General features: G+C 70.5%; 19 protein-coding genes and 1 pseudogene. 9 read left to right on the top strand and 11 right to left on the bottom strand.

What is annotated here, in order from left to right:
• Window positions 1-82: 82 nt before the first annotated feature.
• The 6 genes from ACFV6H_RS06120 (at window position 83) to ACFV6H_RS06145 (ending at window position 8,235) form a co-directional block, all read left to right on the top strand.
• Entirely contained in the window at window positions 83-601 is a 519-nt protein-coding gene (locus tag ACFV6H_RS06120; protein ID WP_385539114.1) for an amidohydrolase family protein, read from the top strand.
• Entirely contained in the window at window positions 598-1,710 is a 1,113-nt protein-coding gene (locus tag ACFV6H_RS06125; RefSeq protein ID WP_385539116.1) for a M20 family metallopeptidase, read from the top strand. Before ACFV6H_RS06120 ends, ACFV6H_RS06125 begins: the two co-directional genes overlap by 4 nt.
• A gap of 145 nt (window positions 1,711-1,855) precedes the next feature.
• Window positions 1,856-2,737 carry a GNAT family N-acetyltransferase gene (locus ACFV6H_RS06130; RefSeq protein ID WP_385539118.1) on the top strand — a complete coding sequence of 294 codons (882 nt, stop codon included), beginning with the start codon at window positions 1,856-1,858 and terminating at the stop codon, window positions 2,735-2,737.
• A complete protein-coding gene (gene menC, locus ACFV6H_RS06135) occupies window positions 2,734-3,840 on the top strand; it encodes an o-succinylbenzoate synthase (RefSeq protein ID WP_385539120.1) in 1,107 nt (368 codons plus the stop codon). Before ACFV6H_RS06130 ends, menC begins: the two co-directional genes overlap by 4 nt.
• A 133-nt stretch (window positions 3,841-3,973) precedes the next feature.
• Window positions 3,974-4,816 carry an ABC transporter ATP-binding protein gene (locus ACFV6H_RS06140; protein ID WP_385539122.1) on the top strand — a complete coding sequence of 281 codons (843 nt, stop codon included), beginning with the start codon at window positions 3,974-3,976 and terminating at the stop codon, window positions 4,814-4,816.
• Complete coding sequence (locus ACFV6H_RS06145; RefSeq protein WP_385539124.1) at window positions 4,813-8,235, top strand: serine hydrolase; 3,423 nt, start codon at window positions 4,813-4,815, stop codon at window positions 8,233-8,235. The genes ACFV6H_RS06140 and ACFV6H_RS06145 overlap by 4 nt, the downstream gene beginning before the upstream one ends.
• Before the next feature lie 144 nt (window positions 8,236-8,379).
• Here the strand turns inward: ACFV6H_RS06145 and ACFV6H_RS06150 are convergent, their stop codons facing one another.
• From ACFV6H_RS06150 to ACFV6H_RS06165, 4 genes are all read right to left on the bottom strand, one after another.
• Window positions 8,380-9,333, bottom strand: a complete 954-nt coding sequence (locus ACFV6H_RS06150) for a TDT family transporter (protein WP_385539126.1) — start codon at window positions 9,331-9,333, stop codon at window positions 8,380-8,382.
• A 137-nt stretch (window positions 9,334-9,470) separates the two neighbouring features.
• Window positions 9,471-12,086: a rifamycin-inactivating phosphotransferase gene (rph, locus tag ACFV6H_RS06155; protein ID WP_385539128.1), complete on the bottom strand. Its 2,616-nt coding sequence runs from the start codon at window positions 12,084-12,086 to the stop codon at window positions 9,471-9,473.
• A 600-nt stretch (window positions 12,087-12,686) separates the two neighbouring features.
• A complete protein-coding gene (locus ACFV6H_RS06160; protein WP_385539130.1) occupies window positions 12,687-13,391 on the bottom strand; it encodes a GPP34 family phosphoprotein in 705 nt (234 codons plus the stop codon).
• A 168-nt stretch (window positions 13,392-13,559) separates the two neighbouring features.
• Window positions 13,560-14,504 carry a YbhN family protein gene (locus tag ACFV6H_RS06165; RefSeq protein ID WP_385539132.1) on the bottom strand — a complete coding sequence of 315 codons (945 nt, stop codon included), beginning with the start codon at window positions 14,502-14,504 and terminating at the stop codon, window positions 13,560-13,562.
• Window positions 14,505-15,035: 531 nt separating this feature from the next.
• Between ACFV6H_RS06165 and ACFV6H_RS06170 the strand changes: the two genes are divergently transcribed.
• From ACFV6H_RS06170 to ACFV6H_RS06180, 3 genes are all read left to right on the top strand, one after another.
• Entirely contained in the window at window positions 15,036-16,964 is a 1,929-nt protein-coding gene (locus ACFV6H_RS06170; protein WP_385539134.1) for a phosphatidylglycerol lysyltransferase domain-containing protein, read from the top strand.
• Between the two features lie 153 nt (window positions 16,965-17,117).
• Window positions 17,118-17,501 carry a BlaI/MecI/CopY family transcriptional regulator gene (locus ACFV6H_RS06175; protein WP_384988057.1) on the top strand — a complete coding sequence of 128 codons (384 nt, stop codon included), beginning with the start codon at window positions 17,118-17,120 and terminating at the stop codon, window positions 17,499-17,501.
• A complete protein-coding gene (locus ACFV6H_RS06180) occupies window positions 17,498-18,403 on the top strand; it encodes a M48 family metalloprotease (protein ID WP_385539136.1) in 906 nt (301 codons plus the stop codon). Before ACFV6H_RS06175 ends, ACFV6H_RS06180 begins: the two co-directional genes overlap by 4 nt.
• Before the next feature lie 81 nt (window positions 18,404-18,484).
• Here the strand turns inward: ACFV6H_RS06180 and ACFV6H_RS06185 are convergent, their stop codons facing one another.
• From ACFV6H_RS06185 to ACFV6H_RS06215, 7 genes and pseudogenes are all read right to left on the bottom strand, one after another.
• Window positions 18,485-19,576: a sensor histidine kinase gene (locus tag ACFV6H_RS06185; RefSeq protein ID WP_385539758.1), complete on the bottom strand. Its 1,092-nt coding sequence runs from the start codon at window positions 19,574-19,576 to the stop codon at window positions 18,485-18,487.
• A gap of 28 nt (window positions 19,577-19,604) precedes the next feature.
• Entirely contained in the window at window positions 19,605-20,306 is a 702-nt protein-coding gene (locus ACFV6H_RS06190) for a response regulator (RefSeq protein WP_385539138.1), read from the bottom strand.
• Entirely contained in the window at window positions 20,278-21,522 is a 1,245-nt protein-coding gene (locus ACFV6H_RS06195) for a glycosyltransferase (RefSeq protein WP_385539140.1), read from the bottom strand. Before ACFV6H_RS06195 ends, ACFV6H_RS06190 begins: the two co-directional genes overlap by 29 nt.
• Window positions 21,522-22,187, bottom strand: a complete 666-nt coding sequence (locus ACFV6H_RS06200) for a hypothetical protein (RefSeq protein ID WP_385539142.1) — start codon at window positions 22,185-22,187, stop codon at window positions 21,522-21,524. The genes ACFV6H_RS06195 and ACFV6H_RS06200 overlap by 1 nt, the downstream gene beginning before the upstream one ends.
• 206 nt (window positions 22,188-22,393) lie before the next feature.
• Window positions 22,394-23,020, bottom strand: a complete 627-nt coding sequence (locus ACFV6H_RS06205) for a DUF998 domain-containing protein (protein WP_385539144.1) — start codon at window positions 23,018-23,020, stop codon at window positions 22,394-22,396.
• A gap of 522 nt (window positions 23,021-23,542) precedes the next feature.
• Window positions 23,543-23,839 (bottom strand): annotated as a pseudogene (locus ACFV6H_RS06210) (DedA family protein); the annotation flags it as partial.
• A gap of 75 nt (window positions 23,840-23,914) precedes the next feature.
• The gene (locus ACFV6H_RS06215; RefSeq protein ID WP_385539146.1) at window positions 23,915-24,757 is read right to left on the bottom strand and encodes an undecaprenyl-diphosphate phosphatase; all 843 of its coding nucleotides are present in this window, start codon (window positions 24,755-24,757) and stop codon (window positions 23,915-23,917) included.
• Window positions 24,758-25,020: the final 263 nt, after the last annotated feature.

Genomic DNA, 25,020 nt, shown 5'->3' on the forward strand with positions numbered 1-25,020 from the left:
CGAACGGCGGTGCCGAGTCCCCTCCTAAGGTCGGCTGGAGCAACAGGTGGGTGCTCCCGTACCTCCTTGAGGAGATGAAGGCATGCAGACACTCTTGCGTGGCGGCCGTGTCATCGACCCGGGCACCGGGTTCGACGGCGTCGCCGACGTGCTCGTGACCGACGGTGTCGTCAGCGCCGTGGCCGCCGGGCTCGCCGCGCCGCCCGGGTGTGCGGTCATCACCGTGTGGCCGCTGCCGCCCGGCGGGACGACGCACCCGCGCACCGCGGGGACGTTCGCCAAGACGCTGCGCGTGATGGTGCGCGAGAGGGAGGTCTGGGACTGGCCGGAGGCGTTCCGGCGGTGCTCCCATCTGCCGGCGCGCGTCCTCGACGAGGTGGCGCCGGGCGCGCGGGCGAAAGGGCACCTCGGCGTCGGCGCGGATGCCGATATCGTCGTCATCGACCCCGCGGCGATCACCGATGCCGCGACCTACGCCGACCCGACCCGCCCGTCGGTCGGTGTGCGGCATCTGCTCGTCGCCGGTGTGCCGGTCGTCAGCGCGGGCGAGTTGCGGACCGACGCGTTTCCCGGGCAGCCGCTGCGAGGTGAGCCGCGATGACGGCGACGCACGCCGATATGTCCGTACGGGACCTGCTCGCGGACATCGAGGCCCTGGTGCGGTGCGAGTCGCCGTCGTCCGACCACGAAGCCGTCGCGCGCAGCGCGGACGCCGTGACGACGCTGGGCCGCAGGCTCCTGGACGCCGAACCCGACCGCATCGTGATCGACGGCGTGACGCATCTGAGGTGGCGGTCCGGCGGGACGCCGCGCGTCCTGCTGCTCGGGCACCACGACACGGTGTGGCCCCTGGGATCGCTGGAGACCCACCCGTACTCCGTACAGGACGGACTGCTGCGCGGGCCGGGCTGCTTCGACATGAAGGCCGGTGTCGTGATGGCCCTGCACGCCGCCGCGGCCACCGGAAACCCGGCGGGGCTCTCGATCCTGGTCACCGGTGACGAGGAGATCGGCTCGCCGTCGTCGCGGCGCCTGATCGAGGAGGAGGCCCGCGGCTGCGACGCGGTGTTCGTGCTGGAGGCGTCGGCCGACGGCGGAACCCTGAAGTGCCGCCGCAAAGGCGTCTCCCGCTACCAGGTCGATGTGGAGGGCCGGGCCGCGCACGCCGGGCTCGAACCGGAGAAAGGTGTGAACGCCGGGGTGGAGATCGCCCACCAGATCCTCGCCCTGGCCGCGCTCGCCGACCCGGAACGCGGCACGACCGTCGTACCGACCGCGCTCCGCGCCGGTACGACGGCCAACACCGTTCCCGCTCGCGCCAGTGTGGAGGTCGACGTCCGGGTGTGGGACGAGGCGGAACAGTCGCGGATCGACCGGGCCGTACGGGAGCTTCGTCCGGTATTGGCGGAGTCGCGGATCCGGATCTCGGGCGGCGTCAACCGCCCGCCGCTCCAGGCGGAGGCGTCGTCGGCGCTGTTCGGCCTGGCCACCTCGCTCGCGGCCGGACTGGGCCTCGGCGAGCTCACCTGCGCCGCCGTCGGTGGCGCGTCGGACGGGAACTTCACCGCGGGCCTGGGAGTCCCCACGCTCGACGGCCTCGGCGCCGTGGGAGGCGGGGCACACGCGGACCACGAACATGTCGTCGTCGCCGAACTGCCCCGGCGTACGGCGCTGCTCGCCGCCCTCATCGAGGCTGTGCTGGCGAAGTGAACTCCACGGCGAATCGTGCGTCGGATCCCCCGGCGAACCCCGTGGCGGGGCCCGCGGTGAACTCCGTGCGCCACGACGAACAGGGCGGACGTTTCTGGTGCGGCACCACGGTGACATACCCGGTAGGTCCGGAAAGGATTGTTCCGTGACACATCTCGCGACGAATGCGACAGGCATGGTCCCACCGGCCGTGAGAGCGGACGCGGTGGCCGCCGCGGCATCGAAGGTGGAGATCAGGGATCTGGCCGAGGTGTCCGAACTGGCCGCGGTCGCCGCGCTGTTCGCCACGATCTGGCAGCCGGGCGCCGGCTCCCAGCCGGTGACGGCGGAGCTGCTGCGGGCCATGGCCGCGTCGGGAAACTATGTCGCGGGCGCGTACGAGGACGGCGAACTCCTCGGAGCCTGCATCGGATTCTTCGGCAGCCCGGCGAAGGCGAGCCTGCACAGCCATATCGCGGGAGTGTCGTCGCGCGGTCTGGGCCGGGGCATCGGGTTCGCCCTGAAACTGCACCAGCGCGCCTGGACGGTGTGCCAGGACGTCTCGCTGATCACCTGGACGTTCGATCCTTTGGTACGGCGCAACGCGCACTTCAACCTGGCCAAGCTCGGCGCCCGCCCGGCGCGGTATCTCCCGGACTTCTACGGGCCGATGCGCGACGGCATCAACGGATCGGGCGACACCGACCGGCTGATGGTCCACTGGGAGCTCACCAGCCCCGCCGTGTCCGCCGCCTCGCTCGGCAGGCCCGTCCCGGCCGACGCCACCGCGCTGCGGGAGCGCGGCGCGGCGCTCGCCCTGTCGGTCACGCCCGACGGAGGCCCGCTGACGGGCTCGCCGGACGGTCCCGTCGTCCTCGTCGCCGTACCGCCCGACATCGAGGCACTCCGGCGCACGGACCCGGGCCGGAGCCAGATGTGGCGCCTCGCGCTGCGCGAGGTGCTGAGCGACCTGATGGCGGAGGAAGCCCGGGTCGTCGGATTCGATCGTGCCGGCTGGTACGTGGTCTCAAGAGAGCGGTCCTCGTGAAACTCGATGGTGTGGAACTCCTGCGTGTGCGGATGCCGTTGGTGGCACCGTTCCGGACGTCGTTCGGTACCCAGGACGTACGGGAACTGCTGCTCGTACGCGTGGTGACGCCGACGGGCGAGGGCTGGGGCGAGTGTGGCGCCATGGCGGGGCCTGTCTACTCCTCGGAGTACGTCGACGGCGCCGAGCATGTCCTGCGGAACTTCCTGGTGCCCGCCCTGCTGGCGGCGGACGACATCACCGCGCACAAGGTCGCGCCGCTGCTGGCCAGGTACAAGGGCCACCGGATGGCCAAGGCCGCCCTGGAGATGGCCGTACTCGACGCCGAACTGCGCGCGCACGGCCAGTCGTTCGCCGCGGCGCTCGGGTCCACCCGCGACACCGTGCCCTGCGGCGTCTCGGTCGGCATCATGGACTCGGTCCCCCAGCTCCTGGATGTCGTCGGCGGCTATCTCGACGAGGGCTATGTGCGGATCAAGCTGAAGATCGAACCCGGCTGGGACGTGGAGCCGGTGCGCGCGGTACGGGAGCGCTTCGGCGACGACGTACTGCTCCAGGTCGACGCGAACACGGCGTACACCCTGGCGGACGCGCCGGTGCTCGCGCGTCTCGACGCGTTCGGGCTTCTCCTGATCGAGCAGCCGCTGGACGAGGAGGACATCCTCGGCCACGCCGAACTGGCCCGCCGCGTCCGTACGCCCATCTGCCTGGACGAGTCGATCGTGTCCGCGCGTTCGGCGGCCGACGCGATCACGCTCGGCGCGTGCGCCATCGTGAACATCAAGCCCGGCCGGGTCGGCGGCTATCTGGAGGCCCGGCGGGTGCATGACGTGTGCGCGGCGCACGGGATTCCCGTGTGGTGCGGCGGCATGATCGAGACCGGGCTCGGGCGGGCGGCCAATGTCGCGCTGGCCTCGCTGCCCGGGTTCACGCTTCCGGGCGACACCTCGGCGTCGGACCGGTTCTACCGGACCGACATCACGGAGCCGTTCGTCCTGAAGGACGGCCATCTGCCGGTGCCCACGGGGCCCGGTCTCGGCGTCGCGCCGGTCCCGGATCTGCTGGCGGCCGTCACCACCGCGAAGGTATGGCTGGGTTCGTAGCTCCGGACGAATTCGGCAGGGAATCCTGTCGTACCGGACGAACAGGCCCGGGGCGGCCGGGGCTATCCTCGGGCGATGCCGACACCGCTGCCCGGCAGGGCGCAGACGAGCCTGGCGCGCGTGCTCCGGCCGGGTGCTGCTCGACGGTGTCGACGTACGGCGCCTGCCGCGGAGACGGCCGCTCCGGATGGTGTTCCAGGACCCGTACTCCTCCCTCGACCCGCGTATGAGCATCGGCGAGTCGATCACCGAGGCCATGCCGCGCGGCGCACACGCCGACAAGGCCGGCCGACGCGCCGAGGTGGCCCGGCTGCTGGAGCTGGTCAACCTGGATCCCGGCCGTACCGGCACGCTGCCCGGGCATCTCTCCGGCGGCCAGCGTCAGCGCGTGGCGCTGGCCCGTGCGCTGGCGGGGCAGCCGGACGTGCTCATCGCCGACGAGATCACGTCCGCGCTGGACGTCTCGGTGCAGGGCGCCGTACTGAACCTGGTCCGTTCCGTACAGCGGCGGCTGGACCTGTCGATGCTGTTCATCTCGCACAACCTCGCCGTGATCCGCTACATCAGCGATGTGGTCGCCGTCATGTACCTCGGCCGCATCGTCGAGGCGGGTCCCGCCGAGCAGGTCCTCACCGACCCGCAGCACCCTTACACACGGGACCTGCTCGCCGCCGCGCCCTCCGCGCACACCGGCCTGTCCGGCATCGCGGGCGGCATCGCGTCCGGCATCGCGGGCGACGACAGCGGTCTCGCCGACATCGAACCGCCCGATCCGCATCACCCGCCCTCGGGCTGCCGCTACCGCACCCGCTGCCCGATCGGCCCGCTCGCCAACCCGGAGCGGACCGTCTGCGCCACCACCGATCCGGCCGACGGCGCGATCCGCCGTCGCCATCGAGCGGCCTGCCACTTCGCCGGAAGCGGCAGCGAACATCTCGGCATATCCGCCCTATCCAAAGGAGGCAGTCCGCTATGACCCGACAAACCCGACGTCAGGGCATCGATGACCTGTACGACTTCACGCTTCCGGAGAAGCCCGCGGTCTCACCGGACGGCAGCCGGATCGTGTACGTCCTGCGGACCGTGGACCGCGAGGCCGACAAGGACGCGCTCGCGCTCTGGGAGATCGCCGCCACGGGCGGCGAGGCACGGCAGCTGACCCGTGGCACGGCCGACACCGATCCGGCGTGGTCGCCGGACGGCGGCCGGATCGCGTTCCTGCGGGCGCGGGACTCGGCGCCGCAGCTCTGGGTCCTGCCCGCAGCGGGTGGTGAGGCCGAGCAGCTCACCACGCTCCCGCTGGGCGCGGGCACGCCGGTCTGGAGCCCGGACGGCGACCGGATCGCGTTCACGGCTCCGGTCGACCTCCACGCGGCGGACGGCGAGGACGACGACGTCCGTACGCGTCGCGGAAGGGCGCCGGTGGTGGCCGACCGCCTGGACTTCAAGGCCGACGGCGCCGGACTGCTGCGTACCGTACGCACACACGTGCACGTCCTTGACATCGGCACCGGGGAGATCCGTCAGGTCACCTCGGGGGACTGGCACGCGGGCCGGCCCGCCTGGTCGCCCGACGGCGGCCTGCTGGCCTTCCCGGGCGCGCCGGAAGCCGACTCCGACCTCACCTTCCGGTCGGGCGCGTACGTCGTCGACCTGGCCGAGCGCTCGCCGAAGCCGCGCCTGACCGGCTCGGGCGAGGGCATCGTCGGTACGGTCGACTGGACAGCCGACGGCGCGGCGCTGCTCGTCGTCGGCCGCCAGGACACCGAGGTCGGGCATCTCGGCCTGCTGCGGGTGCCGTTGGACGGGAGCGGCACCGTCGACCTGACGGCGGCCCTCGATCGCAACGTGATGCCTGGCGGGCCCGGCTATCCCGGCGGACTGCCGGGGCAGCTCGTCGGGGCGGATGGGGCCGGCCGCGTGCTGTTCTGCGTACGCGACCAGGGCTGCACCCATCTGTACGCGGTCGACCTCGCCGGCGGCGTGCCGCGGCTCGTGGCCGGCGGCGCCGGGAACACCGTCGCGGATCTGTCCGTCGCGGGCGGCACGGTGGCGGTCGTCCTCGCCACGCCGACGTCGTACGGCGAGATCGCGACCGTGACCGTACCGTCCTCGACGCCCGCGGCCGAGGAGACGGCCGAGGGGACGGTCGCCGTGCTGACGCGGCATGGCGTGAGCGCCGCCGACGTCGAGCTGTTCGTACGCGAGGAGCGCGAGTTCACCATCTCCGACGGCACGGTCGTGCACGGGTGGCTGGTGCGCGATCCCGCGCGCGGCGGGCCGCTGCCGCTGCTGCTGGACATCCACGGCGGCCCGCACAACGCCTGGAACGGTACGGCCGACTCCGTCCACCTCTACCACCAGGCGCTGGCCGCACGCGGCTGGGCGGTGCTGCTGCTCAACCCGCGCGGCAGCGACGGCTACGGCGAGGAGTTCTTCACCGCGGCGGTCGGCGCGTGGGGCGTGGCCGACGCCCTCGACTTCCTGGAGCCACTGGACCAGCTCGTCGCCGAGGGCGTCGCCGACGCCGAGCGGCTGGCCGTCACCGGCTACAGCTACGGCGGATTCATGACCTGCTATCTGACCAGCCGCGACAACCGCTTCGCCGCGGCCGTCGCGGGCGGCGTGGCCGGCGATCTGACGAGCATGGCGGGCACGTCCGACAGCGGGCACTACCTCGCTGTCGCCGAACTGGGCGGCACACCGTGGGCGGCGGCGGAGGACTACGCGACGCAGTCACCGCTCGCGCGGGTCGACCAGGTGCGGACGCCCACACTGATCGTGCACGGCGCCGACGACGTGCGCTGTCCCGTCGGGCAGGCCGAGCAGTGGTTCACCGCGCTGCGCGCGCGGGGCGTACCGAGCCGACTGGTGCTCTACCCCGGGAGTTCGCACCTGTTCGTCCTCAACGGGCCGCCTTCGCACCGCGCGGACTTCAACCGCCGCGTCGCCGAATGGGTGGAGCAGTACGCGGGTCCGCGCGGGAGCGCGCCGCGGGTACCCATCGACGCCGCGCACTGGCAGCGCCGACTGGACGAACTGGCGCGGCGGCACCGCGTTCCCGGCGCGGCACTGGGCATCCTGCGGCTGGGCACGGACGGCGGCACGGACGGCGGCACCGACGAGCTGGTACGGGCGAGCTACGGCGTCCTCAGCAAGCGCACCGGTGTCGAGGTCACCGACGACTCGCTCTTCCAGATCGGCTCGATCACCAAGGTCTGGACGACGACCGTCGTGATGCAACTGGTCGACGAGGGCCTGCTCGACCTCGACGCGCCGATCGCGGACGTCCTGCCCGAGCTGCGGCTCGCCGATCCTGACGTGGCCAAGCGGGTGACCATGCGGCATCTGCTGACCCACACCAGCGGCATCGACGGCGACGTGTTCACCGACACCGGCCGCGGCGACGACTGCCTGGAGCTCTATGTCGACCTCCTTAAGGATGTCGAGCAGAACCACCCTCTGGGCGCGACGTTCTCCTACTGCAACTCCGGATTCACCCTGGCCGGCCGGGTGATCGAGAAACTGACCGGCAAGAGCTGGGACGCCGCCATGCGTGAGCGGCTGTTCGTCCCGCTCGGCCTGCACCACACGGTCACGCTTCCTGAGGAGGCGCTGCTGTTCCGCGCCGCTGTCGGCCATGTCGCGGCGGGCGACGACGAGCCGCGGCCCGCGCCCGTCTGGATGCTGCCGCGTATCGCGGGCCCGGCCGGGCTGGTCACCGCGGCGGCCGAGGACGTCCTGGCGTTCGCCCGGCTGCATCTGACCGGCGGCCTCGCCCCGAATGGCGAGCGGCTGCTCTCGCGAGCGTCGGCGGACGCGATGGCCGCGAAGCACGCCGACCTGCCTGACAAGCACGGCATCGGCGATTCGTGGGGCCTTGGCTGGATCCGGTTCGACTGGGACGGCCACCAGGTCATCGGCCACGACGGCGGCACGATCGGACAGACGACGTTCCTGCGGCTGCTCCCCGAGCAGGGGCTCGCGGTGACGCTGCTCACCAACGGCGGGAGCCCGCGCGACCTGTACGACGAGCTGTACCGGGAGATCTTCGCCGAGCTCGCCGGTGTCGCGGTACCGCACTCGCTGGAGCCGGCCGCCGAACCGCCCGCCGTCGACGCGGCACGGCACCTCGGCGTGTACGAGCGGGCCTCGACGCGTCTGGAGGTGCTCCGCGGCGAACACGGGCTGCGCCTGCGCCAGACCATGACCGGTTCGCTCGCCGACCTGATACCCGAACAGACGCAGGAGTACGACCTGGTGCCGGTCTCCGACACGCTGTTCGCGTTCCGGGCGCCGGGGTCCGAGGCCTGGACCTCGGTGACCTTCTACTCATTGCCGACCGGAGAACCGTACGTACACCTCGGTGTACGCGCGACCCCGAAGGTCTCCTGACCAAGGGCGGCCGGTGCGCTACCTGCCGGGGTGGGACAGGGCGCACCGTCTGACGCTCCGTCGGCAATGACAACGGACCGGGCACCTCAACGGTGCCCGGTCCCACGTGACGCCCCCACATCAGGACGGCATCCCGCCCAGGAGTCATGGGCCCGGTGGCAGGAGTTGGCGCCGGACGAGGGCCAGCACGGTTCTGGCGGCGATACCACCGATGAAGGCAGTGATCGCGACCAGCAGCAAATACGTGTAGACGATGTGCCCGGCGGGCCGTCCCAGTTCGTTCCAGTGCAGCGCAGTGGTGACCACGGCCGCCCAGGAGAAGGTGAAGGCCCAGGTGCTCGGTGCAAACGTGAGGCGCAGAAAGGCGGGCAGCAGCCTGATCTGTGCCAGCACCATCAGCAGCCCGTAGCCGGCCAGGCCCGCCGCGAAGATGTCCGCGTGGTCCCCGTTTACTGCGAAGTAGGCGATGCTCGCCACGGTGGGGGGTGCCACCTCGATCGCCAGGGTCGGCAGGAGCGGTGCCGGCAACAGGGGACGGAAGAACATCCTGGCCATGATCATCGAGCCAAGGATGAACCAGCAGACGATGCCGAGGCCGAGCATCGCCTCGGCCAGCCGCCGCTGACCGACCTCGGCGGCGGTGGCCGAGGCGACCAGTCCGCCCGCCACGGTCGGCAGGAAATAACCGGGGTGCAGCCGGTCGAGTTCGAGAGGGCCATAGATCCACTGCCCGGTGAACCAGCCGCCGAGCAGCACGGTCAGCACGAGGAAGACATCTACCAGGATCCTTCCCGCCGTCGGGGCGCGCGGGGCGACTCCCTGGGCCGCGAGCAGCATCGGTGTGATGACCGCCAGAGACGCGAACGGGCCCGCCACATTGTCGAGCAGGTCCGCTCCGAAGGCCCCGCGTTTCGACAGGACATACCGCAGATAGAACGCCACTGTGACCAGCCAGACCACAGCGGCGAACGCCAGGAACGCGTCCCCCACCACGTCGGACACATGCCCCTGGTCGCCGGCGGTCACCCAGCAGCCGGCAAGACCGGCCAGGCCGAAGGACATCCCGAAGAAGTTGAGCGGGATCCTCTGCCTGACCATGGCGGAATCCTCCCGATGTGATCATGGACGACATTATTCAGAGCATCACATTTCCTTGCTTATCGGTCGGGAGAGGTACTGTCGCGGGCCGGCCGCAATGCCGCTTCGGGTCGTCAGGAACAGGCCGCGCTCCGCGATCAATGCCTGCAAGGCAGGATCTCGACGTACCCGTCAGTTCCGTGCACGCGGATCCGCTGCCCGTCCCGGATCAGCCGGGTGGCCTGCTCCACGCCCACGACGGCCGGCAAGCCGTACTCCCGGGCGATCACTGCGCCATGGGTCATCAGGCCGCCCACCTCCGTCACCAGGCCCGCGATTCCGACGAACAGCGGCGACCAGCTGGGGTCCGTGTGGGGCGTGACCAGGATGTCGCCCGCCTCAAGATCGGCCTCCGCCATGTCAAGGATGACGCGGGCCCTCCCCTCGATGGTCCCGGCGGAAACCGGGAGGCCGATCAGGGCACCGGCCGGCACATCGTCGCGCCGGTACGCCCCGGTGACAGCCTCGCCATCTGATGTGAGGACCCGGGGCGGTGTGAGCGCGTGGTACGACCGGAACGCGTCCTTGCGCTGCTGGATGAGCTGGTCATCCACCTGGTTCGAGCGCACGACATGGTGGAGTTCCTGGAACGTGAGGTAGAAGATGTCCTCCTTCTCAGGAAGCGCGTTGGCCTGCACGAGGCGCTCGCCCTCCGCCAGCAGGGCCTGCTTATAGACGAAGTAGCGGCTGACGATGCCGTACTTCGGGTACTCCCGGTACCCGATAAAGGTTCGGACCCGGTCGATCATCCGCTTGGCCTCGTCGGCTTTCCGGTCCCCGTCCGGCAGGGCCCGCAAGCGTGACAGCACGTCCTGTTCCTTCTTCTGCGCCTTCTGCCGGCCTTCCTCGAAGCGCCGCTCGGCGGCGCCCGGCTCGAAGTTCCTGACGTTGTCGAGGATCACGGGCACAAGCGTGGTGGGGCGCTCACGCCAACGCGGCCTCGTGATGTCGATCTCGCCGACGCAGCGCATGCCGTACCGGTCGAGGTAGGCCTCGATGGCGTCGCGCGCTTCGGTCCCGCCCGCGAGCTTCGCCAGCTCGTCCAGGAAGGCCGCGTCCTCGACGTACCCGACGCCGTGTAGGAACGCCACCACCTCCGGCTGCGGGCGGATCACGTCCGCGACGTCGAGCAGCGCCAGTCCCATCTCCGACGTGATGTTGCCGGGGGCGGACAGCGTGAGCGTGTCAGCCGCGTTCTTCTCGCCCAGCCACTCCTGCAACTTGTCGTTGAGCCACCACGTGGCCTCCATTCCCGCCATGATCGCCTGAAAGTTCAAGGGATCACCGAGGACTCGCTTGTGCTCCTCGAAGGCCTCCAGCAGGAAGTCGAACAGCGCCGGTCCGGTCTTCGTCCGGATGTCGCGCTCCAGGGCAGCGATGGAAGCCTGGCTGCGCTCGATCAGCTCGGTGACGATGGCCGGATCGGTCTCGATCGGGACGGACGCACCTCTGGTCGGCGGCCCGCCGGGACCCGCGTCCGGGAGCGACGGGACGAAATCGTCGCGGTCGAGGACGGTCTCCAGCGCGTCCCTGATCAGCGGATCGCCTCTCCCCATGACGTCCAGGAGGCCGGCGCGGCTCGCGGGCGTGGCCAGGCGCCGGGTGACGTCGACAAACAGCCTCCCGCCGGCCTCGTGCATCGGCGCCATGGCCGTCAGCTGCCACACGGAGAGCCCCAGGGGCTTCATGGGGTCGGTCATCATCTGCCCATGACCAACGGAGACGTAGACGTGATTCTCCCGGTCGCCGGTCTCGGGGATGGGGAACAGCGTCGTGATCGGCCGGCTCTGAACGATCTGGAAGCCATCGTCGCCCAGGCACCATTCGATGTCCTGCGGGCTGCCGAAGTGCGCTTCGATCCGCCGCCCGAGCTGCACGAGCCGCACGACCTGCGCATCCGTCAGCGCCGGCTGCTCCTGCCGCCGCGAGTCGATCGCCACTTCCTGCGTACCACCGGCCGGTAGGGCGTGAACGGCACGCTGTTTGACGGCGATCGCCTTTGCGACGACTTCGCCGTGTCGCACCTTGAAGACGTCCGGGTTCACCAGGCCGGAGACCAGGGCCTCGCCGAGGCCGAAGCCGGCGTCCACGGTGGCGACCTTCCGGTTGCCTGTGACGGGGTCGGCCGTGAACAGGATGCCGGCCGCATGCGGGAAGACCATCTGCTGCACGACCACGGCCATATGGACCGTACGGTGGTCAATGCCGTTCCGCTGACGGTAGGTCACGGCCCGCTCGGTGAACAGCGAGGCCCAGCAGCGGCTGACGTGCTGGAGGATCGCCGCCGGCCCCACGACGTTCAAATACGTGTCCTGCTGGCCGGCGAAGGAGGCCGTCGGCAGGTCCTCTGCCGTCGCGCTGGATCGGACGGCGTAGGCGGCCTGCTCGCCAAGTTGGGCGAGCGCGCGGGTGATCGCCGCCGCGAGATCGCCCGGGATGGCGATCCCTTCGATGGTTCGGCGGATCTGCGCGCTGAGCATGCGGATCGCCTCCCGGTCGTCCGGGTTCAGGCGCGCCAGCTGATCGAGCCGATCGTCGATCGACGGCGCTTCCGCCATGATCCGCCGGAAGGCGTCCGTCGTCACGCAGAAGCCGGCCGGCACGCGGATGCCTTCGATCCGCGACAGCCCGCCCAGGTGCGCGCCCTTGCCGCCGACGACCGCGACCTGCGTCTCGTCAACCTCTTGAAGATCCCACACGTACTGCTCGATCACCGCGATACCTCCGAGGCAGCCGTGCTCCGTTGCACTGCACTCGCCGATCGAATCACCGGCGCCTCCAGCTCAGTCGAACCTCCTGTCGGACACGTCCTCGTCTCCGGCTGCCCTACCTCTGACGAGTCGGCCAACCGCTCCGCCCGGTCGGGCGGCACGCACCCCCGCACCACCGCCCCGAGCGCTCGCGACCGCACTGCCGGTCCCACCACTGGTTCGACGTCACCGCGTCCCCCATGCGTCGACAACACACGCATGCCGTGCCCCCATTTCCGCAGGTTGTGGCCTCGGCCGAGGATTCTGCGCCACCACCCGGGTCTTGCCGCAAGCCCCCCGGTGCGCTATACGTTGAGAGTGGCAAGGAGAGCTCTCCTTGCCTTTGCCTTTTGCCGCCCGCTGGAACGGACAAGCTCCTCGCGAAGCGGTGACACGCCGCGTACGGGCAAGCGTCGTTGGCCCAGGCGGATGTCCCATCGGACTACGGATGCAGCCGCGGAACCAGAGGTTCTTTCCCTTGTCGGCAAGGCCCGAACGCCGTCGAACGCCCCGTCATCTCCCGGAGGCCGTCGCGCCACCAGGTCTGCGCCACCTCCGAAAACTTCAATCTCGGCGGCGCTTGTCGCTCTCGATAACGGCGGACACGGCGGCAGCGATGGGATCGGCATGGGCGGCCGGCCGCGCAAGGCCGACGGTGGCGGCGATCGCGTCGAGGTAGAGACCGCGGGGGCCGAACGGGCGGGGATGGGCCGGTACGGAGGGACGCGACGCGATGGTCCAGGTGGTCCAGGGCACCAACCCCAGAACACGGTGACGGTGCGCGGTCAGCAGGCCGCGGGCTTCCATGGACTCTCGGTAGTGCGTGTCGAGGTTGTGGGAGAAGAGCCGGACCCAGTGCGTGAGCTGACGTGGAGGCGCCTCGGCGGCCACGACGGCGCGCATGTTGACGCGAGCGCGGGCGACACGGCGGGCGAAGGGGCGCTCCGGAGAAGGGCCGGAAACGCCTGCGTAGTTCGTGTCGAGACCCAGCAGTCGCGTCTGCTTGGCACCGGGACGGCCGAGCTGCACATCGAGTACGAGGGCGCCGAGGAGCCGGTCGGCGACCGGTTCTCCCAGGGTGAGCGGCTGAACGGTGGTGATCCAGTTGTCGGAGATCGTGATGGCACCGCGGAGTTCAAGCTCGGCGAGCACGGCTCCGGCGAGTGCATGGTGGACGTAAGGGGGAAGCTTGAGCCTCTCGGTCCGCGGGTCTGCGCAGAGCAGCAACAGTTCCTCGGGCAGCGTCATCAGCGGCGGTAGTGCGTCCATCGTGGTGTCCTCCCGGGTGGGTGCGCCGCTCAGTACCACGCCGGGCGAGAACCGGACGGTTGCGGCGAACCCGAAGCCCACATGAGCCGGCGCCTGTTCCGCCAGATCGTCGTCGAGGGCCTCGACGCTTCGGGCACTGTTCTGGTGATCGTGGACCAGCCTGCCTGGTCACAGGTGCCGGCGGCGGATGAGTACGCCCAGCACCAGCAGTCCCGGGGCCAAGGGCAGCCAGACGGTCAGCAGGCGGTAGCCGAGTACGACCGAGGCGGCCGTGCCTCCCGGAGCCCCGGCCGCGACGAGTGCCAGGCCGAGCGCGGCGTCCAGGGAGCCAAGACCGCCGGGGGTGGGCAGAAGGGCGGCGGCACTGCTCGCCGCCAGGTACACCAGAGCGACCTGGCTCACGGGCAGCGGGAGGTGTAGTGCCTGTGTGACGGCGTACACGACGAGGGCGTGCAGGGAGGCGAAGGCGAGCGAGCCGCCCCACAGCGCCGCTACTCGTCCGGGGAGTTCGTGCACGGCTCGGAAGTCCGTGAGGGCCGCCCAGAGCAGCGTACCCATCCGGGTGCGCAGCGGGCGGGTGAGCAGCACGGTGGCGATTCCGGCAAGGCCAACCAGCAGTGCCGGTGCGACCGAGGGAGGAGGGGGGAGACGGAGGATGCCGGGGCTGGCCAGGGCTAGTACGACGATCAGGGCGGCGCGGGTGGTGGCACTGGCGGTGGCTTTGAGGGCGAGGGCGCCCGCCGTATGGGTGGGCGTGAGTCCGCAGCGGGTCAGAAAGCGCCAGTTGACCGCGGTCGCGCCGAGACCGGCGGGCAGGACGTGGTTGGCCGCGGACGCGGCGAACTGTGCCGCCACCAGCCGCCCGGCCGGGAGCGGTTGGGTCACCGCACCCTGTTGGACGAGGGCCGAGCACGCCCATGTCGACACGCTAGCGGTGGCCGCTACGAGCAGCCAGCCGCGGTCGGCGGCGGCCAGCCGCTCCGCGGCGGTGCCGACCGCTGTCCAGTGGCGGCCGGCGAACACGGCCGCGAGGAGCACGACGATCAGCGAGGCTGCGGTGTGCCAGTACACGCGTGGGCCTGCGAGCGCAGGGACGTCGGGCGACGTGGTCATGCGCCGTGGTCTTCCCTCGCGGCGGGGGCGACGCACGCGTACAGGCCGTGGCGGGTACGGAGATCTCGCAGTCGGACGTCGCCGATCCGGCCCCGCCAGATGCGGATAGTCGGCGGTAGCCCGTGCCGGGCGGTGTGGGCGGGCGTCGTGTACGAGGTCTTGGTCATCATCCGCCCCTCCCCCCTCCAGGATGTAGAGTTCCCACAACCCTACAAGACGTAGGGTGAATGGTGGGGTGGGAGTGTGCAGTGCAGAGGTCAAGGAGGTCCGACCGCGTGGCGGACAGATCCTCCTGCTGCATGGTGCGACGCGTACGAACCGGTGGAGAACGCCGCCAAGTTGACCACCCAGGTCACGCATCAGGCTCTCGGCAGCGGACTGGTCGCGGGCCGTCGGGCCGTCTCCTCCACTCCCACTCCCCCGCGCCCCAGCCCCCGCGGTGTCCCGGCCGGCCCTCCCTGGGACGGCGTCCGGTTTCCCGTCCCCGTCCGCGCCGGTATGCCCGGCCTCTTCGCAAGGTGACGCTTCACAGTGCCCCCACAGCAGCCAGTACCGATCTCCCAGCAGAGGAACTCCTCCTCGCACCCTGTCCCCGGCCGCGACGGCCGGCCGCCCATCGGTTCACGGCTGCGGTCGCGGGCAGCCGCGGCCACGGTCTGGTACCTGCGGCTGCTCGCGCTGCTCAACCTGGTGGCGGTCGTCTCGGTGCCGTTCCGTGAGGAGATCCACGAGCACAACGCGGGCGAGTACTTCACTCCTTACCTGGCCACCGCCGCTCTGGTCTCTGCGGCGCTGGCGCTGTTCCTCGCCGCGGTGATGCGGCGCCGCAAACGCGCGGCGTGGATCTTCAACATGCTGCTGGCCGGCCTCCTGTTCGTGCTCTACGTCCTGGCCCTGACCCAGGAGCAGTACCGCAGGCACGCCTTCAACTGGTTCTCCGTCGTGCTGACCGGTCTGTTCGTCGTCGCATTGCTGGTGGGGCGCAGGGAGTTCACGGCCGTCGGAGACCGCTCCAATCCGAGACTGGCCCTGGCCGTGCTGGTCGGCGGCGTCCTGGTCAGCGGCACCGTCGGCACTCTGCTCGTGAGCGCCACCAACCGCGTGACCGGGGCGCCGCTGGGCGACCGGATCGCCTACACCCTGCTGCGCGGGGTCAGCATCGGACCCCTTGCCGACCGCTTCGACACCGTCGCCGCTCCGCGCTGGGTGGACGTACTGATCAACATCCTGATCGCTGCGGCCTTCCTCCTTGTTCTCTACGCGTGCTTCCGCGCGCCGCGCGGTCGCGAACTGCTCGGTGAACACGACGAGAAGCGCCTGCGCGCACTGCTGGCCGAGCACGGCGAACGCGACTCACTGGGATACTTCGCGCTGCGCCGCGACAAGGCCGTCATCTGGTCTCCGAGCGGCAAGGCGGCGATCGCCTACCGGGTGGTCGGCGGCGTCACCCTGGCCTCCGGCGACCCGGTCGGCGACCCCGAAGCATGGCCCGGTGTGATCGAGGAGTGGCTCAAGGAAGCCCGTCGTCACGCGTGGACACCGGCCGTGATGGGCGCGAGCGAGGAGGCCGGCATCATCTACGCCCGGCACGGCCTGGACGCCCTCGAACTGGGCGACGAAGCCATCGTGGACCGGGCCGACTTCACCCTCGACGGACGTGCGATGCGCGGGGTCCGGCAGGCGCACAACCGCATCCGCCGGGCCGGGTACACCGTGCGTATCCGCCGCCACGCGGACATCCCCGAGTGCGACATGACAGCCTTGATCGAGAAAGCGGACCACTGGCGGGACGGCGGGGGTGAGCGTGGCTTCTCCATGGCCCTGGGGCGTCTTGGCGATCCGGCCGACGGCCGCTGCATGATGCTGGAGTGCCGCGACGGCCAGGGCGAGCCGCGGGCCCTGCTGAACTTCGTACCGTGGGGCGAGCAGGGGCTGTCGCTGGATCTGATGCGGCGGGACCGCGACTGCGAGAACGGACTCATGGAGTTCACAGTGGTCGAACTGCTACTGCGCGCAGAGGAGTTGGGCGTTCAGCGGGTGTCACTGAACTTCGCGATGTTCCGGTCCGTCTTCGAACGCGGTTCCCGCCTGGGCGCCGGACCGGTACTGCGCCTGTGGTGCTCGGTGCTGACCTTCTTCTCCCGCTGGTGGCAGATCGAGTCCCTCTACCGGGCCAACGCCAAGTACCGGCCGGTCTGGGAACCGCGCTATCTGCTGTTCGAGAAGAGCAGCGACGTCCCGCGCATCGTCGTCGCAAGCGCCCGTGCGGAAGGCTTCCTCACCGTACCCGGCCTGCCCACGCTCTTCCGCCGCCGGCACACCAGCCCCGCGCCGGACTCCCCGGCCCAACTGCCCCACGGAAACGGTCACTTCCGCGGGAACCCGGCCAAGTATCCGCACAGCAGCACGGCCCCAGATCGCCGCCGCAGCTCCCCGACGAGCAGTTCATCAACCCGCTGATCGACAAAGCCTGGACGCGGCGAGCCGTATCACTGCCGCCCACCGCACAGCGCGGCGAACCAGCCCTGCCATCGCCGATGGCACACAGCATTGCCACGTTCCCCACCAAACCCACCGAACCCACCGAAACACTACGCACTGTAAGGTGGCGACATGGCAGGCACAACACCCCGCGGCAGAGCGGAACGGCGCAGCGCCGGTGAGCTGGAGAGCGAGGTTCTCGCCGCCCTGTGGGCCACGGACGAGGCGCTCACTCCGGCCGGGATCCAGGCCCAGCTCGGCGGAGACCTCGCGTACAACACCGTGCACACCATCCTCAAACGCCTCCATGACAAGGGCCTGGTTCTGCGCGATGTGGACGGGCGCCGGGGCGCGTACCGGCCGGCGAAGAATGCCGCCGAGCTCACCGCCGAAGCCATGCATCAAGCGCTCGACCGCGGCCCCGACCCGATCGCCGCACTCCAGCAGTTCGTCACCGGGCTGAGCCCGGAAGAGGAACAGGCCCTGCGCGACCTCCTCGGCGGGAGCAGCCCATGAGGATCGACGTCTACGCCCCACTCGTCCTGTCACTGCTGCTCCCCGCGATCAGCGGGCAGGTGGGCAGGCGGGTGGCGCCCGCGCTGGCCGCCCGCGTTCTGACCGCCTCGGCTGTCCTGACCGCGGCTGCCACCACCTGGGCTCTCGTCCTGCTGGCCGTCACCCTCGTCGGCAAGGTCCCTCCGGTGGCCGCCGAGGCCCGCGAAGACGGCCGCGACCTGGCAGAACCGGTCCCCGAGGCCATCGCGCTGGTCGCGATCCTTGCGCTTTGCCTCATCGCCCACCGGTTGTACGAGGCCGTCCGCGCCGAGTACCTCACCCGCCGCACGCTGCACCGCCTGTGCGAGGGCCACCCGCCGGACACCGAACTCATCGTCGCGGCCTCCGCCACCCCGCGAGCCTTCGCCATCCCCGCCGCCAACGGCAGGCCCGGCCGCATCCTGGTCACCGCCGCCATGCTCGGCGCCCTCCACCCAGCCGAGCGCCGAGTCCTCCTCGCTCACGAACGCGCCCACCTCACCCACCGCCACGCCCTGTACGCGTATGCCGTCGCCCTCGCCGCCGCGGCCAACCCCCTGCTCACGCCGACGCGCACGACCGTCACGTTCCTCATCGAACGATGGGCCGACGAACAAGCAGCGGAAGCGGCGGGGGACCGTCAGACCGCCGCCCGGGCCCTGGCCCGCGCCGCCCTCATCGCCCAACGCCCGCGCCCCGTCCGCGTGCTGAACTTCACCGACGGTGCCGTCACCCGCCGCATCGCGGCCCTCCAGACCGCCCCACCCCCGCACCTGTGGCCCATCGCCGCCGTCGCCCTCGCCCTCGGTGTCCTCCCGGCCCTCGGCGCCATGGACGCCACCGACGATCTGCTCGAACTCCTGGAACACGCGCTTCACCTGTAGAAGGGCACACACCAGTACGCGGGTGCGCCCCGGCCCTGACGATCAGCGGTACGCGAACGAGGGCGTACGGCTGCACGGCCGCTATGTGGTTCCTGTGAGCGCAAGAGGCAGCCGTACGGTGAGGGCCGTTCCTCTCCCGAGGCCCGGAGATGTGGCCATGATGTCGCCGCCGTGCGCTCGGGCGATGCCGCGGGCGATGGTCAGGCCGATGCCGCTCCCGCCTGCGGGGGCGGGGCGGTTGGGGTGCTCGATGCGTTCGAAGCGGGTGAAGATCCGTGCGAGATCACGGTGGGCGATACCGATCCCGTCGTCCTCGACACGTACGACGGCGTGCGGCGACGGCTCCTGTTCGACCTGCACGGTGACCGATACCCGACCGCCGGAGTCGCAGGCGACCAAGGCGTTGCCGAGGAGGTTGACGAGCACCTGGGCGAAACGGTCCGGGTCGAGGCGGGCAGTGACCGTGGGCCCGGGAACCACCTCCAGTGTGACGTACTTGTCGTCGTACTGGGTGCGCAGCCGTTCGGCGGTGGCGTGGACGAGCAGCGTCACGTCGGTGGGCACGGCGTGCAGGGTGAACGCGCCTTCCTCGGCACGGGAGAGGCTGGAGAGATCGTCCGCAAGGCGCCGCAGCCGGTCCAGATCGTCGGTCAATGAGGCGAACATGGCGTCGTCCGGGGTGAAGATGCCATCGGCCATTCCGTCGATCTGGCCGCGCAGGATGGTGATGGGGGTACGCATCTCGTGGGCGATCTCGGAGACCAGACGGGCACGGCGCCGCTCGGTGTCGGCGAGGGAGGCCGCCAGCCGGTTGACGTCTTCGACCAGCGCGGCGAGCCCCGGTTCGCGGGGTACGTCGAGGACACCGTCGTAATGCCCCTCGGCGAGACGGTGGGTGGCGGTGCGGACCCGGTGCAGTGGCCGCAGCAGGAACCGGGAGAACACGACGGCCACCGTAAACGCCGCAGCCACGCCGACGGTGAGCGCGGACCCGAAGATCGGATCGATGTCCACGTGTCCTCTGCCCTCGAAGACGTCGAAGGCGTCGGCGGCGACGCTCATCGAACCGAGTCCCACCAATAGGACCGCGACATGGGAGAGGCCCAGGCGGATGCTCAGCGGGAGGTGAAGCACCAGCCGTACCAGCCGGTGGCCGGAGGTCGGGATACGCATGGTCACGGTCCTTTCGTATCCCGACCGGTCATATGGTGGGGCGGGCGAGAAAGCGGTAGCCGATGGCCCGTACGGTGCCCACGAACCTGGGCGCGTTCGCGTCGTCGCCGAGCGCGCGCCGTAGCGTGCGGATGTGGACGTCCACGACACGTTCGTCGCCGAAGAAGTCCCGGCCCCACACGTGCTCGATCAGCCCGCGCCGGGTGAACACCCGGCCAGGCGTGCGGGCCATGGCCACCAGCAGGTCGAAGTCGAGTGCCGAGAGCTCCACCGTACGGTCGGCGCCGGCGGTGACCGTACGGGAGTCGGGATCGATGACCAAGCCGTCGAAACGCAGTGTCCGTTCCTCCGGCGGCTGTGCGCCTTCCGCGCGCCGCAGGATGGCCCGGACCCGCAGGGCGAGTTCGCGGGCGCTGAACGGTTTGGTGACATAGTCGTCGCTGCCCGCGGTGAAACCGATGACCCGGTCGACTTCCTCGTCCCGGGCGGTGAGGAGGATCACGGGTACCTGGCTGGTAGCGCGGATCCGCCGCAGCACCTCGAAGCCGTCCAGTCCCGGCAGCATCACGTCGAGCACGACCAGATCGGGCTGTTCGCGGATGACCCCGGACAGGCCGGCCGGGCCGTCCGGTGCCTCCAGAACATCGAAGCCGTCCGCCTCCAGATAGCCGCGCAGCGTCATCCGGATCTTGGGCTCGTCGTCAACGACCAGAATGCGTTGCGTACTCATACTTCTCACTGTTCTCACGAGCCCTTGGAAAGCGCCGGACGCCTTTGGACCGCAGCGTTCCGGCCGCGTCCCGGTAGAGGGTTTCGAAGGTGTCCAGGGTGTGTCCGATGTCGTGGTGGGCGACGATTTCGCGGCTGGCTTCGCCCATGCGCGTACGAGCCTCAGTGTCACCCAGGATGGAGGTGAGGGCCGAGGCCAGGGCTCGGATGCCGCCGGGCGGATAGAGGAGTCCGTTGCGTCCGGGGTGCACCAGGTGGGGCAGGGCCATGGCGTCGGCGGCGACGACGGGCTTTCCGGCGGCCATGGCCTCCATGGTGACCAGGCTCTGCAACTCGGCGGTGCCGGGCATGCAGAACACATCACAGCGGGCGTACGCGTTCAGCACTTCCTGATCGCTGACCAAGCCGTGGAATGTGACACGGTCGTGGACGCCGAGTTCGCGGGCCAGCGCCTCCAGGCTGCGGCGGCATGATCCGTCGCCCACGACCTCTGCTGTCACCGGGAGTTCCCCGGGCAGGAGCGGCAGCGCCCTCAGGAGTTCGTGCACGTTCTTCTCGGCGTCGAGCCGGCCTACGAACAGGACGCGGTGCCCCTCGTCGCCGAAGTCCGCCGTGGGCTGCGCGAAGCGGCGCAGGTCCAGGCCGCACGACACCGGCAGGGCAGTGGTGCCGAGGCCGTGCTCGTGCAGCAGTCGTACGGCGCGGGGGGTGGGGGCGGTGACGATCTGGGCGCGCCGGAAGACCCGGACACAGTCGATCCAGGCCAGTCGGCAGGCGGCTGCGCTGAGCCGGCCGGGGATCCTGGCGTAGCCGATGAGGTTCTCCGGCATGAAGTGGTTGGTCGCCACCACCGGGATGGCCCTGCGGCGTGCGGCCATGGTCAGCGTCCGGCCCACAGCGAAGTGGGACTGCACATGGATCACGTCGGGCGCGAGACGATCCAGCAGCCGGGCGGCCGAGCGGCCGGTCTGCCAGGGAAGGCAGACCCGGAAGGTGGGGTGGAACGGTGTGCGGTGCGAGGCCAGCCGGTGCACGGTGACCCCGTCGACGGTGACGCGGTCGGGGCCGCTGCCGGGCGACGGGCAGATCACGTGGACTTCGTGGCCTCGGCCGGCGAGCCCTGCGGCAAGACGGTGGGCGAAGTTCGCGGCGCCGTTGACGTCCGGCGGGTAGGTGTCCGCGCCGATGACGATCCGCTGCCGGGTAGTGCCGGGCATTACATGCTCCTGCTGTGGGAGGGACAGGATTGGGAGGACAGAAGGGAGGAGGAAGAGGCAGCGGAAGTGCCGAGCGCGAGACGGACGACGCCTCCGACCGCGAGTCCGGCACAGGCCAGGCCCGCTCCGGCGGTCCAAGGGGTCAGGCCCGGTGCTTCACCGAGCAGGCCGACCCCGATGGCGACGGCGACCAGCGGGTCGATGACGGTGAGACAGGCCACCGTGATCTCGGGTGGCCCGTCGGCATACGCGCGCTGAACGAGCAAGCAGCCGACGAGGACCGACAGCGCGATGGCGGTGAGCGTGCCGAGCAGGGCGCCCGTCACGCCGCGGCCCGCGTACTCTTCGGCGGCGGCCCGCACCAGCACGGAGGTGTAGCCGTACGTGCCCCCGCCGCCCACGGCCAGGGCCAGACACCGGGCGCGTCCGCGCAACAGGCCCCCGGCCAGCGAACAGACAGCCACGCCGAGGGCGACCAGCAGCCCGGCCCGGACCTGGGCCGCCGAGGGGACAGGGGCGGGCACAGTGAGATGCGCGGCGAGGACCGCGAACGAGCCTGCGCCCACGAGGATCGCCGTCAACGCAAGCCCGGTGCCCGGCCGCAGCCGGGCACGTCGGGCCTGGAGCCCCCACACCACGCTCACCACGACCGCGAACACACCCAACGGCTGAACAACCGTCAGCGGAGCCAACCACAAGGCACTGACGTGCAGCGCCGCCCCGGCGGCCAGGAGAGCCAGCCCACCGAGCCAGAGGGGCCGCCGCACTACGGACGTCAAGGACGGGAGGTCCGCCGAGGCACCGTGCTGCAACCGCGCCCCGGCCGCGAAGCAGCACGCGCCCAGGACCGCCAGACAAATGGCCGGCCATGTCACCGCCTGCCCCGGCTCGCGCGCACCGCACCGGCCAGCACGAACAGCAGGACCGTCTCCAGCCCGAACGTCACGCGCTCCGCCAGCCCGAGTCCGCCGGCGATCGACCGTGCCATGGGGGTGACCGGGGCGGTCGCGCACAGATGGGCGCCGAGGAAGGCGAGACCGCCCGCCACGCTCGCCCAAGAGGTGCGGCGCAGTGACCGCGCTGTTGGCTGCCAGCCGGGCAGCACGCCCAGCCGCCGGGCGATCAGGAGCCCGGCCAAGGGAAGTGCCGCCACGGCCCCACCCGCGGTGTACCGGTGGACAAGCCCTCGCACGGACGGGGTGCTGCCTGCCGGATCGGTGGGGAACACGACGGTGAGCACCAGCCCGCCGCACCACGCTCCCAGCAGCGCCTTCGCGGGACCTCCGACCGGCAGCCCGGACCGCACCAGCCCGGCGAGCAGCGCCGCCGATCCCGCCGCGAGGCAGATCACGGTCCCGGTGAAGATCCGCCCGCCGCCGTCGACCAACGCGTAATCACTCAGCGTCTGTGCGACCGCGTCGGCCTGCTCCGCCCAGCCGACGTGCAGAGCGGCGGCACCGAGCAACGACCCGGCCAGCCCGACATGAGCCGTAAGCACAAGTTTTCGTGTGAGGTGGGACCCGTCCATGCCCCTCAGGCAACTGGCGTCCCGTGTGCCTCATAGGAGGCGACCCATGAAGCTTTCATGAAGCCACACTGTGGAGGACGCCACAGGCACGCCCAAGCGCGGACGGGCCACACAAGACCCATGCGGCAGCCGAGCCAGCCGTGTTCTGCTTTCCGCAGCCCGAACCGCCAAGGCCGTACTGAGTGCCAGCACGCGCGCCGGATCGGCCGGCGCCTGTCCCAGCGCTGCCAGCAGCCCCACCGATATCGGGTCCATCCCGAACCACCCTCCACACTCGTACGTTCACCAGAAGTGGACACGCTGCGAAGAACTACGATTGCGCCGAAGGCCAACCGGACAGTCCAGCAGTTGCGGGCGGACGGGTGCCTGAGGCCGCGCACCTACCGTTTGACGGGGGTGTGGTGAGCGAGCGGACGGCAAGCGGTGCACTCAGTTGACCATCGAGTCAGCGCCGCCTCGCGTTGGCGCGGCGTCGGCCACGTGACGCCGATTGGAGTCGGGGCGGCGGAAAAGGGCAGGACCGACCTTACGGCCGAACAGATAGCCCGCCTGGTCCCCGAGAACCGCCGCGATGACGATCAGCAGGCACACCAGCCACAGCGGCTGGGTGAGGTACTCATGTCCGGCGACCAGCAGCCCGGTGGTGAACAGCAGGGAGTCGCCGGGGAGGAAAAAGCCGATCAGCAGGCCGGATTCGGCGAAGACAATCGCCAGGATGCCGATGAGGCCGAAGGTTGAGATCAGATAGTCGGGGTCGAGCCACTGGGGTCCGAGAGCGACAGTGGTCACAGGGGGTACTCCTGTAGGCGGGAACGAGGGGGCGCCGCGGCGGGGCCGGGGCAACTGCGGCACGAGTGCGTGCGGTTACTCGATGGCTCCGGCACCCGGGGCCAGGACTCCAACGGTGACCAGGGCGACGATGGCCAGGCCGAGGATGATCCGGTAGACGACGAACGGCGTGAAGCTGTTGTGGGAGATGTACTTCAGGAACCAGGAGATGGCCGCGTAGCCGACGGCGAAGGCGATGCCGGTGGCCAGGAGGGTTGGGCCCCAGGCCGGGGACGGGCCTTCACCGATCTTGAACAGTTCCAGGGTGCCGGAGGCCAGTACGGCGGGGATGGCGAGCAGGAACGAGTAGCGGGCGGCGGCCTCGCGGCTGTAGCCCATCAGCAATCCGGCGCTGATCGTGCCGCCGGAACGCGAGACGCCGGGGATCAGCGCGAGGGCCTGCGCGAAGCCGTACCCCAGGGCCTGCGGGAAGGTGAGCTCCTCGATCGGCTTGGCGTAGCGCACGGCCCGGGAGCGGTCGGCGACGGCCAGAATCACACCGAAGACGATCAGTGTGGTGCCGATGATGCGCAGGTCGCGCAAGGAGGTCTCGATGCTGCTCTGGAAGGCGGCGCCGAGCACACCGATGGGCAGGGTGCCGACGATGACGAACCATCCCATGCGCGCATCGGGGTCCTTGCGCCGTTCACGGATGAACAGTGAGGCGGTCCAGGCTCTGATGATGGCGGCGATGTCGCGCCGGAAGTAGATCAGCACCGCGGACTCGGTACCCAACTGGGTCACGGCGGTGAACGCCGAGCCGGGATCCCCCCAGCCGACCAGGGCGGAGAACACCCGCAGGTGGGCGCTTGAGGAGACGGGCAGGAACTCGGTGAGCCCCTGCAACAGGCCCAGGACTGCGGCTTCGAACCAGGACATCGCTCGTGCACTCCGGCGGGGTCGGGGAGGAGCCCGGCCGTGATGGACCGGGTCAGACACAGCAGCACAAAGCCACTACATCTTGTAGGGTCCGACGCATGCTACAGGGTGGGCACCTCGGCCCGCTCTCGCCCGGAGGCGGCGGTGAGACGTCGTGGGGGCGGGGGGGGGGGGGGGCGCAACACCACGCGAAATTTTAAAACCGAAATGAGGGCGGGGCGGCCCCACACGCCACCCGAGGGGCGGTATGAAACCCCCCCCAA

Origin of the sequence: Streptomyces sp. NPDC059743 (genome assembly GCF_042732975.1) — a bacterium.
Taxonomy (GTDB): Bacteria; Actinomycetota; Actinomycetes; order Streptomycetales; family Streptomycetaceae; genus Streptomyces.